Raw genomic sequence first — 15529 nt, forward strand, 5'->3', positions numbered from 1 at the left:
ACGCTGGGGAGACCTTCGTTCTCCCGGGATGTCACACCGGTTCCGGACGGACCTGTGCGGCTGCGAGGTCGGGAGCGGTCGACGAGCGCCGCAGGCCGCCCTCCGGCATCAGCGCGAGCGCCAGCAGGGCGATGACGGCCCCCGCGACGCCGAGCCACGGGATCACGGTCGCGGTCGCCGCGGCGTGCGCGGACGGAAGGCCGTGCAGCGGGGCCTCCCTGACCACCACGGAGCTGTAGGCCGTGCCCGCGAGGGCCAGCGCGACCGAGCCCCCGATCTGCCGGAAGAAGGTCAGGTTGGCGCTGGCCGTCCCTGTGTGGCGGGGCGGGACGGACCCCTGGATCGCCACCGTGAGCCCGGACAACATCGGGCCCATCCCGAGGCCGATGAGGGCCATCCACACGACGAGCGCCGGCGTCGCCGTGTCGACGGCCAGGTTCGCGCACAGCAGCGTGCCGGCGATGAGGAAGACCGGCGCGACGAGGAGCCAGGGCTTGTAACGGCCGGTCCTCGAGATGAGCGCACCCGTCAGCCCGCTCCCGACGACCATGGCGAGCATCAACGGGTAGATGTGCAGGCCCGATGAGGTGGCGCTGAGCCCGTGCGCCTCCTGGAAGTAGCGGGGCAGGAACACGACCCCCGCGAACAGGCTGAACGCCGTGGAGAACGAGGCCACGTTGACGAGCGTGTAGGTCCGGTTGGCGAACAGCTCCAGCGGGACGATGGGCTGCTCCGCGCGCCGTTCGACGCCGACGAAGACCGCGAGCAGCACGAAGGCCGCCGCGATCGGTCCCAGGACCGGTGCGCTCGCCCACGTGTGGTCGTCGAGGCCCTTCTCTGTGAGGCCGAGCAACAACGCGCTGATCGCGGCCGCGAAGATCGCGATGCCGAGGTAGTCGGGGCGCGCGCCGCGCCCGGTCCCCGGCCGGTGGGGCAACCTCAGCCAGATGATCACGAGCAGGGCGACGCCGATCGGCACGTTGACGTAGAACGCCCACCTCCAGCTCGCGTGATCGGTGAACAGGCCGCCGAGGAAGGGGCCCGCCACGTAGCTGAGCGCCATCACGCCGCCGAGCGCGCCCTGGACGCGCCCGCTGCGCTCCGGCGGGAACAGGTCGACCACCAGCGCCAGCGACAGCGGGAGCAGCGCGCCGGCGCCGAGCCCCTGGAGCCCGCGGAAGGCGATGAGCTGGCCCATGCTCTGCGCGGCCCCGCAGAGGATCGAGCCCACGAGGAAGACCACCACACCGATGAGCAGCAGCGGCTTGCGGCCGTGGACGTCGGACAGCCGGCCGTACAGGGGGACGGTGATGGTGGAGGTCAGCAGGTAGGCGGTCACGACCCAGGTGTAGAGGTCCGTGCCGTCGAGTTCGGCGGTGATCCGGGGCAGCGCGGTGCCCACGATCGTCTGGTCGAGCATCGCGAGGAACATCCCGCCGAGCACGGCGAGGAGGAGGATTCCGTTCTTGCGTGGCATGTGTCGAAGATGACATGTAAGGATTGACATGTCAATTCTCAGATAAGGTGAGGACATGTCCCTGCGGATCGCGCTGCTCGGGCTGCTCACGGCCTCCGGGCCCTCGAGCGGCTACGACCTGGCCAAGAAGTTCGAGACGTCGGTCGCCCACGTGTGGCAGGCCGGGCACAGCCAGATCTATCCGGAGCTGGCGAAGATGTCGGCCGACGGGCTCGTGGCCGTGGAGGCCGAGGGAGCCCGGGGCCGGAAGATCTACCGGGTCACTCCTGACGGCGACGCCGAGCTGCGGCGGTGGCTCCTCGCGCACGATCCCTCCACGACGGTGCGCAGCGAGACGGCCCTGCAGTCCTTCCTCGTGCCGCTGCTCGAGCCAGGCGAGGCGCTGACGGTGATGCGACGGCTGAAGGATCGGGGCGAGGCGCACCTGTCCGAACTCGAGGCGCTGCGCGTCAGGAAGGACGCTGTGATGGACCCCGCGCACCGGTGGGGCATGTTCGGCGCGTACGCCCTCGACCTCGGCCTCCGTCAGGCGCGCTGCTTCGTGGAGTGGGCCGACGACTCGATCGCCGACATCGAACGGCGAGCGGGCGCGGGTCAGGGAGCGCCGGACCCGACCTAGCGGCAGAGCAACATCGGCGGCGCCTTCTGCTCCATGTCGAACCTGACGTGCGCGAAGTGCTTCTTGGCGAGGGTCCTGAAGGTCCCGTCCGCGTACATCTCCACGATGGCGTCCCGGACGGCCTCGCAGGTGCGGGCGTCGCCGGCCGGCAGCCCGACGGAGTAACGCTGGTCGGTCAGCCCGAGCCCGAGGACGGCGAGATTCATGCCCTGTGCCCGGTCGGCGAACCCGGCGAGGATCAGGTCGTCACCGGGGACGCCGTCCACCCGGCCCTGCGCGAGCAGGTCCATGCAGACCGCGTAATTCGCCGCCGGCAACCCCTCGACGTCGCCTTCCTCGACCGCCTGCTGGACGATCCGGTAGGCGTCCGTCCCCTGCGGCGCGCACAGGACCTGTCCCTCGAGGTCCTTCAGCCCGCGGATCCCTGAGTCCTCACGCACGAGCACGTCGGAATGGGCGGTGTAGTACGGCCCGGCGAAGGTGACGCCGTCGCCGCGGCTCTCGTCGTAGGCGTATGTGGCCAGGACCATGTCGGCCTCGCCGTTCTTCAGCACCCCGCCCCTCTCGCTTCTGGCGACCCGGCGGAAGGTGATCCCGCTCGCCGGCACCCCGAGCTTGCCCGCGATGTACGTGGCGACGTCAACCTCGAAGCCGGTGTAGGCCCCGCCGGTCTCGAGGCCGACCCCGGGCAGGTCGCCCTTCACCGCGACGGTCAGCCGGTGCGTGCTCCGCGCCTTGTCGATCACCGGGACGATCGCGGCCGGGCTCGTCGCACCGCTCGTGGCGGACCCGCTGGGATCGGCGCCGCCGCCCTTGTCGGACGCGAGCTTGTTGGACAGCACGATCGCGCCGGTCGCGGCCAGGGCCACCACCGCCGTGGTGACGGCGATCCATCGTGCCCGGCCTCCGGTCCGGCGCGGCCGGGACCCGCCGCCGCGGCCCCCCGGCGGCGAGCCCGCGCGGAACTCGGTGGAGGCCGGGATACGGGGGGCCGGCCGATCGGCGATGTCCGGGCTGCCCCTGAAGATGGCGATCCAGTCCGGGCTCGTGGTCTCGGCCGGCCCCTCCTCGGCTGCGGGCGCGGCGGTGAGCTCGCGGGCGGATTCCGCGACGGGGGCGGCGGTGGATTCGGCGGCCCGGTCGACGGCGAGGCCGTGCCCGGGCTCCTGGACGACGCCTTCCACCGGTGCCGGGGCCCTGTCCTGAGCGGACGCGGCGCCCGAGCTCACGCCGACGCCCGTGCCGGCGGCGACGGCCGTCAGGCCGGCGTTCCCCGACGCGCCCGGCTCGTCCGCGGCCGGCCCCTGCGACTCGGCGTGGCCGAGCAGGCGGAGCAGCAGTTGCTCCGCGGTGGGCCGGTCCGCGGCCGACTTGGTGAGACAGGAGCTCACGACACCGCGGATCGGCTCAGGCAGCAGGCTTTCGTCGATGTCGTGGTTGAGGATGCGGTTCAGCACGGCCGCGATCGACGATCCGCCGAACACCGCCGTGCCCGTAGCGGCGAACGCCATGGTCGAGCCCCACGCGAAGATGTCGGCGGCCGGCCCGACAGGTTCGCCGGAGATCTGCTCGGGGGCCATGTAGGCGGGCGTCCCGACCGCACGGCTGGTGACCGTTCCTGTGGAGTCGATGATGCGCGCGATTCCGAAGTCGACCACCCGCGGCCCGTCCTCGGCGATGAGGACGTTGTCCGGTTTGAAGTCCCTGTGCACGATCCCGGCTCGATGGATCGCGATCAAGGCGGTCGCCGTGCCGACCGCGAGACGCTCCAGGGCCGCGCCGTTCAGCGGGCCATGCGATTCGACGGTCTCCCGCAGGGATCTCCCGTCGATGTACTCGCTCGCGATGTACGGCGCGTCGCCGTCCAGGTCCGCGGCGATGACACGCGCGGTGCAGAAGCCGGCGACCCGCTGGGCGGCCTTCAGCTCCCGGGCGAAGCGCGACCTCGCGATCGTGTCTCCGCTGAACTTGATGTGCAGCAGCTTGACCGCGGCGCGGTCCCCCGCCTCGTTCTGCCCGAGATAGACCACACCCTGGCCGCCCTCGCCGATGCGCCCGGACAACACGAACGGGCCCAGGTGTGTCGGATCACCCCGACCGAGCGGTTCGACCTCCGGCATCCAGGATCCCCACGATTCGGCAAAACGATGACGAGAAAACTTTACGTCCCACCGGGCTCGTACTCAGCCTTCCGAGACCGCGCCGTAACTTTCGGATTCGTGGTGTTTTATGCGGCGGAAACCGTTATGGCGAGCCGTAATCATTGTTCCGCGCCCTGATGAATTGGTGTCCGAAAACCCGAAAGGGCCGCCCGAAGGCGGCCCTGAGGGAAAACGACGGCCTAGAGGGCCATCTTCTTCTTCAAGTTCTCGTCCAGAGCGGCGAGGAAGTCCTGCGTGGTCAGCCACTCGGCGTCGCCGCCGACCAGGAGCGCGAGGTCCTTGGTCATCTGGCCGCCTTCGACGGTCTCGATGCAGACCTGCTCGAGCTTCTCGGCGAATTCGATCACCTCGGGCTGGTTGTCCAGCTTGCCGCGGTGCTGCAGGCCGCGAGTCCACGCGAAGATCGAGGCGATCGGGTTCGTGGAGGTCGGCTTGCCCTGCTGGTGCTGGCGGTAGTGCCGGGTCACCGTGCCGTGGGCGGCCTCGGCCTCGACGGTCTGGCCGTCCGGCGTCATGAGAACGCTGGTCATCAGCCCGAGCGAGCCGAAGCCCTGCGCGACGGTGTCGGACTGGACGTCGCCGTCGTAGTTCTTCGCCGCCCAGACGTAGCCGCCCTCCCACTTCAGGGACGCGGCGACCATGTCGTCGATCAGGCGGTGCTCGTAGGTGATGCCGGCGGCCTCGAAGTCGGCCTTGAACTCGGTCTCGAAGACCTCGGCGAACAGGTCCTTGAAGCGGCCGTCGTAGGCCTTCAGGATCGTGTTCTTCGTCGACAGGTAGACCGGGTAGTTGCGGGCCAGGCCGTACCGCATGGAGGCGCGGGCGAAGTCGCGGATGGACTCGTCCAGGTTGTACATGGCCAGCGCGACGCCGCCGCCGGGGAAGTCGAAGACGTTGAGCTCGATCGGCTCGCTGCCGTCCTTCGGCGTGAAGGTGAGCGTGAGCGTGCCCTCGCCGGGGATCTTCAGGTCGGTGGCGCGGTACTGGTCGCCGAAGGCGTGACGGCCGACGACGATCGGCTTCGTCCAGCCGGGAACGAGCCGCGGCACGTTCGACATGATGATCGGCTCACGGAAGATCACACCGCCGAGGATGTTGCGGATGGTCCCGTTCGGGGACTTCCACATCTTCTTCAAGCCGAATTCCTCGACCCGCGCCTCGTCCGGCGTGATCGTGGCGCACTTCACGCCGACGCCGTACTTCTTGATCGCGTGAGCGGCGTCGATCGTGACCTGGTCGTCGGTGGCGTCCCGGTGCTCGATGCCGAGGTCGTAGTACTTCAGGTCAACGTCCAGGTAGGGCAGGATCAGCTGGTCCTTGATGAACTGCCAGATGATCCGGGTCATCTCGTCGCCGTCGAGCTCGACGACCGGACCCGCTACCTTGATCTTGGGCATGCGTGGAATTCCCCTTCTGAACTAACTCGGCCATACAGTCCTTTTGAGGCTCACTGGCCGTGAGGCTATCGGACGGGCGTGTTGCGCCCGTGACTAGGTGTTGTGCAGCTTGAGCAGCAGGCTGAGCGATCCGCCCACGAGAGCGAGCCCGAGGACGGCGAACACGACCACGTCCGTCTTCTTGGTCCTGATCGCCAGTGCGCCCGCCCGGCCCTCGGACAGGATCAGCCTCATGGCCGAACCCAGCAGCAGAGCACCTCCGGCGATCACGCCGCCGACCCAGGGTGTCCCGCCGAAGGCGATCACACCGAGGCCGGCGGCCACGCCCACCACCACCAGCAGGTACGACCCCCAGGTCGTGCCGTTGTCCCTTGTCTTCAATTCGTCGCACTCATCGCTCGTCGATCGGGACCCACTTCTGATCGCGCTCGCCGATGTACTCGCTGTCCGGCCGGATCAGACGGTTGTCGGCGTGTTGTTCGATCACGTGGGCGGTCCATCCCGACATCCTGCTCACCGAGAACACCGGCGTGAACAGATCGGTCGGAATGCCAAGGTAGTGGTAGACGGTCGCGGCGTAGAAGTCCACGTTGGGATACAGGCCCTTCTCCGCGAAGACGACCTCCTCCATCTCCTTGGACATCCGGTAGAACGTGTCGTCCCCGGACGCCTCGCCGAGCTCCTGCGACATCTTCCGCAGATGCGTCGCCCGCGGGTCCTCGGTCTTGTACACGCGGTGCCCGAATCCCATGATCTTCTCGCCCGCGGCCAGCTTGTCCCGCACGGCCTGGGCCACCCCGTGGGGGTCCAGCCCTTCCAGGGTACGCATGACCTGCTCGTTGGCACCGCCGTGGAGGGGGCCCTTGAGCGTCCCGATGGCCGCGACGATCGCCGAGTGCATGTCCGACAGGGTGGCCGCGCACACGCGGGCGGCGAAGGTGGAGGCGTTCATCGTGTGGTCCGCGTGCAGCACGAGGCACTCGTCGAAGATCGCGACCTCGCGCGCGGACGCCTCGCGCCCGGTGATCTGCCGCAGGAAGTTGGCGGCGACGCTCAGCTCCGGATCGGGCTCGAGCACGGGCCCGCCCGTACGTGCGGCGTGATACCTGGCCACCAGGATCGGTTGCTGCGCGGTCAGCCGCGCCGCCTTGCGGCGGTTGGCCTCCGGCGTGTTGGAGTCCTTCTCCGGATCCTCGGCGCCGCTCAGCGAGACCAGGGTGCGCAGCGCCTCCATCGGTCCCTGCTTGGCGGCGATCTCGGGGATGTTGCTCTCGACGAGCGCTCCCAGACTCCGGCCCCTGACCAGCTCGGCGCCGTAGTCCGCCAGTTGCGCGCGGGTGGGCAGCGAGCCGTGCTGCAGCAGATGGGCGGTCTCTTCGAAGGTCGTGCGGCCGGCCAGATCGTGGATGTCGTAGCCACGATAGAAAAGGCGACCGGCCTTGCCGTCGATGTCGCTCAGCGCTGTGGACGCGGCGACGACATCGGCGAGGCCTTTGGTGGGCTTGTCCGCCATAACTGTTTCCTCCGCTTATCTTGGCCCGAAGTCTACCCGTGAGCAGGTAAACCGCTCCTCAGAGGTCCAGACCAATTTCACGAATCATTCTCCTTATGGCAAAGGCGATTCCCCATCGCCACGTCTGGGTAAGCCGGAGCTGTAGCGAAAGTAACGGCGGGCTACCTGGGGAGGAACTGCCGTGGAGGGGCCGTTCATTCGGATCGAGGACAGCGGTGAGGTCGTCCCGCTCCGTCCCGAGGTAACCACGATCGGCCGAGGCCGCGGCGTGGACATCCGGTTGACGGATCCGAGCGTGTCCCGGCTGCACGCCGAATTCGTCCGCCGAGGGCCCTACCTGTACGTCGTCGACCTGGGCCTTTCCCGCAACGGCACCCGTGTGAACGGCAGGCCGATCGCCAGGAGGGTGCTCGACGACGGCGACGTCGTGTCGTTCGGCGCGGCCCGCGCACGGGTCGGCGGCATCCCGCGGGAGGACTTCACACCCGAGGTCGAGCTGCGCAGGGCCGCGGCGCCCGAGCTGACCCGCCGCGAGGTCGACGTGCTGACCTCCCTGTGCCGTCCCGCTCTGTCCGACGAGGCCTTCGTGGCCCCCGCGACGGCCCGGGAGATCGCCGACGACCTCGTGGTGACGGAGGCGGCGGTCAAGCAGCACCTGCTCCGGCTCTACCAGAAGTTCCGCATCCCCGAGGGCACCAACCGGCGGACGCGTCTGGCCAACGAGGTCGTGGCCCTGGGCCTGGTCCGGCCCACCCCCGTGGTTCCGCCGCAGCGGGCGACGGGACCGGCCGAGCCCGAGCAGCAGCAGCGTGCTCCCGTGGGCCGCCGGGCCTCCTAGCGTAAGTGCGTCAGCCCTGCGAAGACTGCGGGATCACGCGTCCGAGAGCGGCGAGGAACGCCTCGGGGTGACCCGTCGCCACGAGGTGACGTTCCCCGCCGGACCCGCCGAGGACGACCTCACGCATGCCCATCGGCACGCCCGGGGCCCCGCCCAGCAGGCGAGCCGGCCTGCCGGAGTCCGGCGGGTCGAGCGTGATGCCCTCCACGGGTAACGTGTCCCGGCCGACGCGTAGCGTCCCAGACGTCAGGGTGATCGTGTGATAGCGGCGCTTGCTGTACGACACCAGTCCGGGAATGGAGAAGACGGCGAAGAACAGCGGGCCGAGGATCAGCAGCGCGCCGACGTCGACCTCTCCGGTCCGCGCCCAGTGATCCCAGAAGCTCCAGATCATGAGGACGGCCCAGGCGCCCCAGGGAACGCCGAACCACAGTCCCGGCCTGCCGGGCCGCTCCCGGTACACCACATCCGTGTCAGACATCGGCCTTGCCGTTGTTGAGGAACGACAGGACGCCGGAGACGGCCGACTGGGTGAGCGTCAGCCCGGTCCGGTCCGCGCCCTGCAGGACGAGAGCCAGCGCGAGATCGCGCGCGTCGGCGGCCGCCATGACGGCGACAGTGACCTTCGACGACGCGAAGGGGCTGCTCACGCGCACCAGCGGGCCGCGGTCCCGGTCGCGCAACTCCTCCTCGGCGACGGCGGAGCTGACGTAGGTGTAGTCGCGGTCCTCCAGCCTGATCCCGATTCCGCGGCCCTTCTTGCCGAGGGAACGCCGGTTCTGGCTGAGGACCGCGGAAACTCCGCCGACGCTGAGCCGGGTGCGGTCGTCGACCGAGATCAGCCCCTGTCTCTGCGTGTCGGGATGGGAGACGGAGGCCTCCGGCAGGCCCGCCGCCGCGAGGTCCGCCTGCCGGGGAACCCTGCCCACCGTGACCGTCACCTCCCCGTACGGCCCCGCCGTACCGGTCAGGACGAGGTGGGCGACCCGCATCTCGGCGGGCCGGGTGGGCGTCCGCCGTACGAGCTCGAAGGTGAAGCCGGACATGTCATCTCACCTTTCGACGGGGACGGGCAGGTCCCCGGCGTCGGGCAGGAGGTCGGTGATCAGTTCCCACACCTGCCGGACGTCGGTGTAGACCAGCCGGAGGTCGCTGTCGGGGGTGACCGTCCCCGGCCCGATCGGCTCGGCCGGGAGCTCGCGCACCCAGTAGCCGAGTGGCCCGCAGTCGAGGACGGCGATGCCGCGGATGTCGGTGCCCCTGCCCTCCCGGTTGTTCCAGGCGACGGTCATCCGCCAGTTGCCGTTGAGCTGGAGCAGCAGATGCGTGAAGACGGTCAGCTCGGGATCGGCGAGCCCGGTCTCGGAGAACAGCGCGCGCAGCCGTTCGGCCGCCTCCACCACGTCGTCGCTTTCCAGCTCGGTCAGGGCGGTGAAGCCGGCGTCCATCACGCCGATCTTCGTGGTGACGACCGGCGCGGCGGGCGGCTTGGCCTCCTTGTCGCGCAGTCCGACGATCCGGGCGAGCGACCACACCAGCATGCTGAGGTCGGTGCGGACGTACTCGGACTCGATCTCGCCCGGCCACGTCTCGTACGTGTAGACGGCGTCGTTGCCGATGACCGCGCCGTGGTTGGTCAGCCCATGTGCTCCGGTGATCTCGATCACGACGAGCACGATCGGCTCCGCGAGGGCGCCCGTGAGGTCGGCCAGCTCGGGAAGGACAGCGTCGTCGTCGCTGATGAGACCGGCGGCTCTCAGTTCGTCATGGGCGTCCGCCAGGTCGGAGGTGACGCGCTTCCCCTCGTACAGGCAGCCCAGCACGCCCAGATGGGCCGGGCTGAGCCGGAAACGGTCACGTGCGCTGTCGAAGGACGGCATTGGTTGATCTTCCTACCTGCGCTAGCCGAACGGATTGAGACTCTTGAACAGTTTCTTGGCGCCGTCGCCGACCTTCTTGGCGCCGTCGCCGATCGCGTCGCCCACCTTCTTGGCGCCGTCCTTGATGTCGTCCCAGTGCTCGACGACCTTCGCGCCGACGTACACGGCTCCGAAGACGACGGTAGCGCCGATGGTGACGGGATTGGGGCAGACCATGGCGGCGGTGAGGGAGGCGTTGAAGCCCAGCTCGGCGACGTCGGCCACGTAACCCGCGCCGTTGCGTTTGAAGGCGTCGACCGGATTGCCCTGCGAGATCACGTTGGCGCCGCTGTAGAGGGTGGAGGCGACGCCGCCCACGACTCCGAGCGTCCGCAGGGCGCCCGCGCTCTTGGCGACCAGCCCCAGCCTGCCCATCGAACCCAGCCGGCTCAGGGCGGCGGCATCCACATTGAGAGCCCTGGCCGCGTTCGCCAGTCTCGTGGAGTCGGCCGTGCCGGCCCAGACCTTGAGCAGGCTTGCCTGGCCCGCGGCCTTCACCGGCACGCCCGAGTGAGTGGTCACGGCGAGGGCCTTGGCGAGCTCGGTGTTGCCGAACGTCATGTTCAGGAAGCTGTTCACCCGGGCCCCGAGCAGGGCCCTTCCCGCGTCCGCCGCCCGGCCGACCTGGTCCATCTCCATATATTCGGGAAGCATGGACACGTAGTCGCGGTAGAGGCCGCTCTTCATGAACAACTGGCGGGTGAGGGAGGCCACGCCGGTGCCCGGCGATGCGGCGGACCTCGTCTGCAGTGTCCACCGGCCGCCTGTGGCCAGGTTGGAGAGCGGTCGCCAGGCGTAGTTGTTCAGCAGAAGCCGGCTCAGCGACGCGCCCTGGGCGATGACGATCGGGCCCGTCGTCGTCACCCCTCGGACGTCGCCGGCGATCTCGAGCACCTGCGCGAGGGTCTCCTCGTGCGGCTTGAGGTCAGGGATGACCTTGGTGATGACCCCGGCTTCCAGCCGCTTCAGGTAGTCGTCGAGCGACTCACCGGACTGGCGCTCGAACGTGATGTTCCCGGTCTTGTTCGCCCAGTCCGCCACGGTGTTGATGAAGACGAGCGTGGTCGGGTCCAGCTTGTCGCCGCTCGCCGCGATCTCGACCGGATCGAATCCCGCCCAGGCGAGCCCGGAGAAGGGGTCGCCGGTCGACAACCGTCCGAGTGCCGCGCGTTTGGTCAGGTCCTTCGAGGTGTCGGTTCCCCACCTGGGCATTTCCCGAAGCGAATTGAGGAATTGGGACGCCTGCAGGGAAGACGCGCGTTTGAACATCTCATCTGTGGAGGTGGTGAGATCGGCCATCAGGCCTGCGAGGCGCTCCAGTTGGTCGGGTTTGAAAGCGCGCTTGTCATCTCCACCCACGAGCGGCGAGTGTACATGTAACTTATCGGCTGAATGCGTGTTTTGACGAGGAGGTAATGTGCCGCCGCCCGAGGTGGAGGAGCTCAAGAGCAGGGCCCTCAAAATCCACAAATTAGCCGATGACGTGGAGAAACTCGCGAATGTGGTGCATACCGAAGCCGGCAGGATGGAGTGGTCCGGCCCGTTGACCGACCGCGTCCGCGGCGAGATCAGGACCTGGAAGACACGCTGCGGGAACGCGGCGGAGTTGCTTCGCGAGGAGGCCGACCGGCTGAACAGCCAGGCCCGCGACATGCTGAAACCCTGACACGCGGACAGGGACGACCAGAGCGGGGGCTGGAGCGTCGGCATGTTCCACACGCGCGCCCTGAGATCCGTCGTGCGCCCGCCGCGGAAGGCCGCGGCGGGCGCGTCGGACGCCGATCAGAGCCGCTCGGCGGCTTCCACCACGTTGACCAGCAACATCGCCCGCGTCATCGGGCCGACGCCACCCGGGTTGGGGGCGACGAACCCCGCGACCTCCCTGACGTCCAGCGCCACGTCGCCGGCGAGCTTGCCGTCCAGACGCGAGACGCCGACGTCGAGGACTGCGGCGCCGGGCTTCACCATCTCAGCGGTCACCAGACCGGGCACCCCCGCGGCCGCCACGACGATGTCGGCATTGCGCACGTGCTCGGCCAGATCCCGCGTGCCGGTGTGGCAGAGCGTCACCGTGGCGTTCTCCGACCGGCGGGTGAGCAGCAGGCCGAGCGGACGGCCCACTGTGATGCCACGCCCGACCACCACGACCTCGGCGCCCTTGATCGGCACGCCGTACTCCCTGAGCAGCACGACGATGCCGCGCGGGGTGCACGGGAGGGGGGCATCGACCATGTGGACGAGCCTGCCCAGGTTGATCGGGTGCAGGCCGTCGGCGTCCTTCTGCGGGTCCATCCGCTCGATCAACGCCTGCGTGTCCAGGTGGCGAGGCAGCGGAAGCTGGACGATGTACCCGGTACAGGCCGGATCGGCGTTCAACTCGTCGATCGCGGCCTCGACCTCGGCCTGCGTCGCCGTGGCGGGCAGATCCTTGCGGATCGAGGCGATGCCGACCTCGGCACAGTCGCGGTGCTTGCCCGCGACGTAGATCTGGCTGCCCGGGTCGTCACCGACCAGGATCGTGCCAAGACCCGGCGTCACGCCCTTCGCCGCCAGCGACTTCACCCGTACGGCCAGGTCGCCCTTGATCTTGGCCGCCGTGGCCTTGCCGTCCAGAATCTGCGCACTCATGACTCGTCATCCTTCCATGTGTCCGTTTGGGTGCCTTCGCGACGCCCGTGTCGCTCAGTGCATTAATGGAAGAAGTGACGCGTCCCCGTGAAGTAGAGCGTGATGCCCGCCGCCTCGGCCGCGGCGACGACCTCCTCGTCGCGGACGGACCCGCCCGGCTCGACGATCGCCTTCACCCCGGCCTCCGCCAGGACTTCCAGGCCGTCCGCGAACGGGAAGAACGCGTCCGACGCCCCGACGGACCCGCGGGCGCGCTCACCCGCCCGGCTGACGGCCAGCCTCGCCGAGTCGACCCGGTTGACCTGGCCCATCCCGACGCCCACGGTCGCCCCGCCGGACGCCAGCAGGATGGCGTTGGACTTCACAGAACGGCAGGCCCGCCAGGCGAACGCCAGGTCGGCGAGCACCTCCGGCGAGGCCGCAGAGCCCGACTTGAGCTCCCACGTGGCGGGGTCGTCCCCCTCGGCGTCCACCCGGTCGACCGTCTGGACGAGCAGGCCGCCGTCGATCCGGCGGAACTCGGTCGCGTTCACCGGTCCGGCCGGGCACACGAGGAGCCTGATGTTCTTCTTCTCCATCAGGACGGCCACGGCCTCCGGAGCGAACGACGGGGCCACCACGACCTCCGTGAAGATCGGCGCGATCTGCTCGGCCAGCTCTCCGGTGACCTCACGGTTGACGGCGATCACACCGCCGTACGCCGAGACGGGGTCGCACGCGTGGGCCTTACGGTGTGCCTCGGCCACGTCCGCGCCCACCGCGACGCCACAGGGGTTGGCGTGCTTGATGATCGCCACACAGGGGTGGGCGAAGTCCCAGGCCGCCCGCCACGCGGCGTCGGCGTCCACGTAGTTGTTGTACGACATCTCCTTGCCGTGCAACTGCTCGGCGTTGGCGAGGCCGCCGGCCTGCACGGAGTAGAGCGCGGCCGCCTGGTGCGGGTTCTCCCCGTACCGCAGGGCCGTCTTGCGCTTCCAGGTCGCGCCCATGAACGCCGGCCAGCGCTCGTCGTCTGCCGCGTAGCCGCTGGCGAACCACGAGGCCACGGCCACGTCGTACTGCGCGGTGTGCGCGTAGGCGGTCGCCGCCAGCCGGCGCCGGTCCTCCGTCGTGAACCCCCCCTCGCCGACCGCCGCGAGCACGTCGCCGTACGCCGAGGGGTCGACGACCACGGCCACCGTGTTGTGGTTCTTGGCCGCCGCCCGGATCATGGCCGGACCGCCGATGTCGATCTGCTCGACGCACTCCGCGGCGGAGGCCCCGGACGCGACCGTCTCCGCGAACGGGTAGAGATTGACCACCGCGAGCTGGAACGGCTCGATCTCGAGCTCTTCGAGCTGCTTGACGTGCGAGGGATTGTCGCCGTCGGCGAGCAGGCCCGCGTGGACCCGGGGGTGCAGGGTCTTGACCCGCCCGTCCAGGCACTCGGGGAAGCCGGTCAGGGACTCCACCTTGGTCACCGGCACGCCGAACGACGCGATCGCGGCGGCCGTGCCGCCGGTCGAGACGATCTCCACGCCCGCGGCCTCGAGTCCTCGGGCCAGCTCCTCCAGCCCCGTCTTGTCGTATACCGCGATCAGCGCGCGGCGGATGGGGGTGCGGGTCACTTCTTGGTCCTCCCTCGTTGCCGGGAATGGCTGATCTCAGCCGGCTCCCCTACGGCCTTACCTGTCCTCAAGAGCGGCGGGTCGGCCGGCCCAGACGGACCGTACGGCCAGAGACCGTCCAGCCGTCCCTCGCCATGCGGCCGACGATCTCGACCAGCAGCCGTCGCTCGACGGTCTTGATCCGCTCGTGCAGCGAATCCTCGTCGTCCCCGTCCTGTACGGCCACGGCCTCCTGCGCGATGACCGGGCCGGTGTCCACGCCCGCGTCCACCAGGTGCACGGTGCAGCCCGTGAGGCGGACGCCGTACGCCAGCGCCTCGCGCACGGCGTGGGCGCCCTGGAAGGCGGGCAGCAGCGCCGGATGCGTGTTCACCACGGGAAACGAACCCAGCACGCGTGAGCCGAGGATCTTCATGAACCCCGCCGAGACGACCAGGTCGGGCTTGAAGTCGGCGATCCGCGCGGCGAGCGCCTCGTCCCACTGGTCGCGGGTGGCGTGGTCGCCCACCTTCTGGACGAACGTCGGCACACCCGACCGCTCGGCACGCGAGAGCCCCTCGATGCCGTCACGATCGGCGCCGACGGCGACCACGCGTGCGCCGAACGCCTCGTCCGCCGAGGCGTCGAGTAGCGCTTGTAGGTTGGTCCCCGAACCGGAGACGAGGACCACGAGCCGGAAGGACAGGATGGAACTCCTTCATGTGCGGGCTTCGTTTTGCTGGTGACTGCGAAGAGATGATTCTTTAGAAGCATGCGAGCGCGGAGGGTGATGACCCTCGATGCAGCACAAAGGGTATCGGGCCGCGGTCACCACGACCCACGACGGTCGGGTGCGGCGCAAGGTGAGCGAGGAGACTGTGACAACACCCATCCAGATGTCCATGCCGGAGATGGGCGGCCGGAGGGCGCTCGGTCTCGCCCTCATGGCGTTGATCTTCTCGCTGTACATCCCCGCAGGCGGGCTGGCGCTGGCCGTGTTCGGGCTCATCATCGCCGTCCGCGACCTGCGTGCCCTGCATCGGAAGAAGCAGCGGACCGGGATGGCGACCACCGCGGTCGTGATCTCCTCCGTCTCCCTCGTGCTGGGGACGTTCGCGCTGGTCGGTCAGGTGTACCTCTCCGCGGAGATCACGGCGTACGGCGAATGCAGCAAGGGCGCGGGCACCGTCGAGGCCCGGCAGGACTGCTCTGAGCAGTTCAAGCGGGCGATCGAGCAGAAGACCGGCATCCCCTGGCCGGCCGACATCCCGTTCCCCGCGTAGCCGGTCACCCGGTTGTTTCAGGCGCGTGTTCCTGGCGCGTGTTTCTGGCGCGTGTTCCTGGCGCGTGTTTCTGGCGCGTGTTCCTGGCGCGTGTTTCTGGCGCGGCC

At 69.3% G+C, this 15529-nt stretch carries 16 protein-coding genes; 4 read left to right on the plus strand and 12 right to left on the minus strand.

The annotated features are described in order from the left end of the window. Positions 1 to 31 precede the first annotated feature (31 nt). Positions 32 to 1477 (minus strand): MDR family MFS transporter, encoded by a 1446-nt coding sequence (locus tag Pka01_RS26925; protein ID WP_239115352.1) that lies wholly within the window; start codon positions 1475 to 1477, stop codon positions 32 to 34. Positions 1478 to 1532: 55 nt separating this feature from the next. On the opposite strand from Pka01_RS26925, the gene Pka01_RS26930 reads away from it, so the two are divergent. Then, the gene (locus Pka01_RS26930; RefSeq protein WP_203885686.1) at positions 1533 to 2096 is read left to right on the plus strand and encodes a PadR family transcriptional regulator; all 564 of its coding nucleotides are present in this window, start codon (positions 1533 to 1535) and stop codon (positions 2094 to 2096) included. On the opposite strand, the gene Pka01_RS26935 is transcribed toward Pka01_RS26930, so the two are convergent. From Pka01_RS26935 to Pka01_RS26950, 4 genes are all read right to left on the minus strand, one after another. Further along, entirely contained in the window at positions 2093 to 4216 is a 2124-nt protein-coding gene (locus Pka01_RS26935) for a serine/threonine-protein kinase (protein ID WP_203885687.1), read from the minus strand. The two genes, Pka01_RS26930 and Pka01_RS26935, sit on opposite strands and share 4 nt — an antisense overlap. Positions 4217 to 4437: 221 nt before the next feature. Beyond that, positions 4438 to 5655 carry an NADP-dependent isocitrate dehydrogenase gene (locus Pka01_RS26940; protein ID WP_203885688.1) on the minus strand — a complete coding sequence of 406 codons (1218 nt, stop codon included), beginning with the start codon at positions 5653 to 5655 and terminating at the stop codon, positions 4438 to 4440. A gap of 93 nt (positions 5656 to 5748) precedes the next feature. Continuing rightward, on the minus strand, positions 5749 to 6036 hold the full coding sequence (locus tag Pka01_RS26945; RefSeq protein WP_203885689.1) for a DUF3017 domain-containing protein: 288 nt from the start codon (positions 6034 to 6036) through the stop codon (positions 5749 to 5751). Between the two features lie 10 nt (positions 6037 to 6046). Next, the gene (locus Pka01_RS26950) at positions 6047 to 7168 is read right to left on the minus strand and encodes a citrate/2-methylcitrate synthase (protein ID WP_203885690.1); all 1122 of its coding nucleotides are present in this window, start codon (positions 7166 to 7168) and stop codon (positions 6047 to 6049) included. A gap of 181 nt (positions 7169 to 7349) precedes the next feature. Between Pka01_RS26950 and Pka01_RS26955 the strand changes: the two genes are divergently transcribed. Then, complete coding sequence (locus Pka01_RS26955; RefSeq protein WP_203885691.1) at positions 7350 to 8006, plus strand: FHA domain-containing protein; 657 nt, start codon at positions 7350 to 7352, stop codon at positions 8004 to 8006. 10 nt (positions 8007 to 8016) lie between these two features. Here Pka01_RS26955 and Pka01_RS26960 read toward each other — a convergent pair whose 3' ends face one another. From Pka01_RS26960 to Pka01_RS26975, 4 genes are read right to left on the minus strand one after another with little or no spacing between them, the layout of a single operon-like run. Beyond that, on the minus strand, positions 8017 to 8487 hold the full coding sequence (locus Pka01_RS26960; RefSeq protein ID WP_203885692.1) for a hypothetical protein: 471 nt from the start codon (positions 8485 to 8487) through the stop codon (positions 8017 to 8019). Then, positions 8480 to 9052 (minus strand): hypothetical protein, encoded by a 573-nt coding sequence (locus Pka01_RS26965; RefSeq protein ID WP_203885693.1) that lies wholly within the window; start codon positions 9050 to 9052, stop codon positions 8480 to 8482. Before Pka01_RS26965 ends, Pka01_RS26960 begins: the two co-directional genes overlap by 8 nt. Before the next feature lie 6 nt (positions 9053 to 9058). Then, positions 9059 to 9886 (minus strand): hypothetical protein, encoded by an 828-nt coding sequence (locus Pka01_RS26970; protein ID WP_203885694.1) that lies wholly within the window; start codon positions 9884 to 9886, stop codon positions 9059 to 9061. Between the two features lie 21 nt (positions 9887 to 9907). After that, entirely contained in the window at positions 9908 to 11137 is a 1230-nt protein-coding gene (locus tag Pka01_RS26975; RefSeq protein WP_203885695.1) for a hypothetical protein, read from the minus strand. Between the two features lie 205 nt (positions 11138 to 11342). On the opposite strand from Pka01_RS26975, the gene Pka01_RS26980 reads away from it, so the two are divergent. Continuing rightward, positions 11343 to 11591, plus strand: coding sequence for a hypothetical protein (locus Pka01_RS26980; protein ID WP_203885696.1), 249 nt, complete (start codon positions 11343 to 11345; stop codon positions 11589 to 11591). Between the two features lie 116 nt (positions 11592 to 11707). Here Pka01_RS26980 and Pka01_RS26985 read toward each other — a convergent pair whose 3' ends face one another. The 3 genes from Pka01_RS26985 to purN form a co-directional block, all read right to left on the minus strand. Continuing rightward, the gene (locus tag Pka01_RS26985; RefSeq protein WP_203885697.1) at positions 11708 to 12553 is read right to left on the minus strand and encodes a bifunctional methylenetetrahydrofolate dehydrogenase/methenyltetrahydrofolate cyclohydrolase; all 846 of its coding nucleotides are present in this window, start codon (positions 12551 to 12553) and stop codon (positions 11708 to 11710) included. 62 nt (positions 12554 to 12615) lie between these two features. Further along, positions 12616 to 14160, minus strand: coding sequence for a bifunctional phosphoribosylaminoimidazolecarboxamide formyltransferase/IMP cyclohydrolase (purH, locus tag Pka01_RS26990; RefSeq protein WP_203885698.1), 1545 nt, complete (start codon positions 14158 to 14160; stop codon positions 12616 to 12618). A gap of 67 nt (positions 14161 to 14227) precedes the next feature. Continuing rightward, positions 14228 to 14845 carry a phosphoribosylglycinamide formyltransferase gene (gene purN / locus Pka01_RS26995; protein ID WP_203885706.1) on the minus strand — a complete coding sequence of 206 codons (618 nt, stop codon included), beginning with the start codon at positions 14843 to 14845 and terminating at the stop codon, positions 14228 to 14230. Positions 14846 to 15017: 172 nt separating this feature from the next. On the opposite strand from purN, the gene Pka01_RS27000 reads away from it, so the two are divergent. Further along, entirely contained in the window at positions 15018 to 15422 is a 405-nt protein-coding gene (locus Pka01_RS27000; protein ID WP_203885699.1) for a hypothetical protein, read from the plus strand. The last annotated feature ends 107 nt before the right edge of the window (positions 15423 to 15529 follow it).

The organism is Planotetraspora kaengkrachanensis (assembly GCF_016862895.1).
Lineage (GTDB): Bacteria > Actinomycetota > Actinomycetes > Streptosporangiales > Streptosporangiaceae > Planotetraspora > Planotetraspora kaengkrachanensis.

Excerpts from the sequence above, each read along its gene's own strand:
- Pka01_RS26975 (WP_203885695.1), bottom strand. The coding sequence starts at position 11,137 with ATGCCCAGGTGGGGAACCGACACCTCGAAGGACCTGACCAAACGCGCG.
- Pka01_RS26965 (WP_203885693.1), bottom strand. The coding sequence starts at position 9,052 with ATGTCCGGCTTCACCTTCGAGCTCGTACGGCGGACGCCCACCCGGCCC.
- Pka01_RS26950 (WP_203885690.1), bottom strand. The coding sequence starts at position 7,168 with ATGGCGGACAAGCCCACCAAAGGCCTCGCCGATGTCGTCGCCGCGTCC.
- Pka01_RS26930 (WP_203885686.1), top strand. The coding sequence starts at position 1,533 with ATGTCCCTGCGGATCGCGCTGCTCGGGCTGCTCACGGCCTCCGGGCCC.
- Pka01_RS26935 (WP_203885687.1), bottom strand. The coding sequence starts at position 4,216 with ATGCCGGAGGTCGAACCGCTCGGTCGGGGTGATCCGACACACCTGGGC.
- Pka01_RS26985 (WP_203885697.1), bottom strand. The coding sequence starts at position 12,553 with ATGAGTGCGCAGATTCTGGACGGCAAGGCCACGGCGGCCAAGATCAAG.
- Pka01_RS26940 (WP_203885688.1), bottom strand. The coding sequence starts at position 5,655 with ATGCCCAAGATCAAGGTAGCGGGTCCGGTCGTCGAGCTCGACGGCGAC.
- Pka01_RS26925 (WP_239115352.1), bottom strand. The coding sequence starts at position 1,477 with ATGCCACGCAAGAACGGAATCCTCCTCCTCGCCGTGCTCGGCGGGATG.
- Pka01_RS26970 (WP_203885694.1), bottom strand. The coding sequence starts at position 9,886 with ATGCCGTCCTTCGACAGCGCACGTGACCGTTTCCGGCTCAGCCCGGCC.
- Pka01_RS26960 (WP_203885692.1), bottom strand. The coding sequence starts at position 8,487 with ATGTCTGACACGGATGTGGTGTACCGGGAGCGGCCCGGCAGGCCGGGA.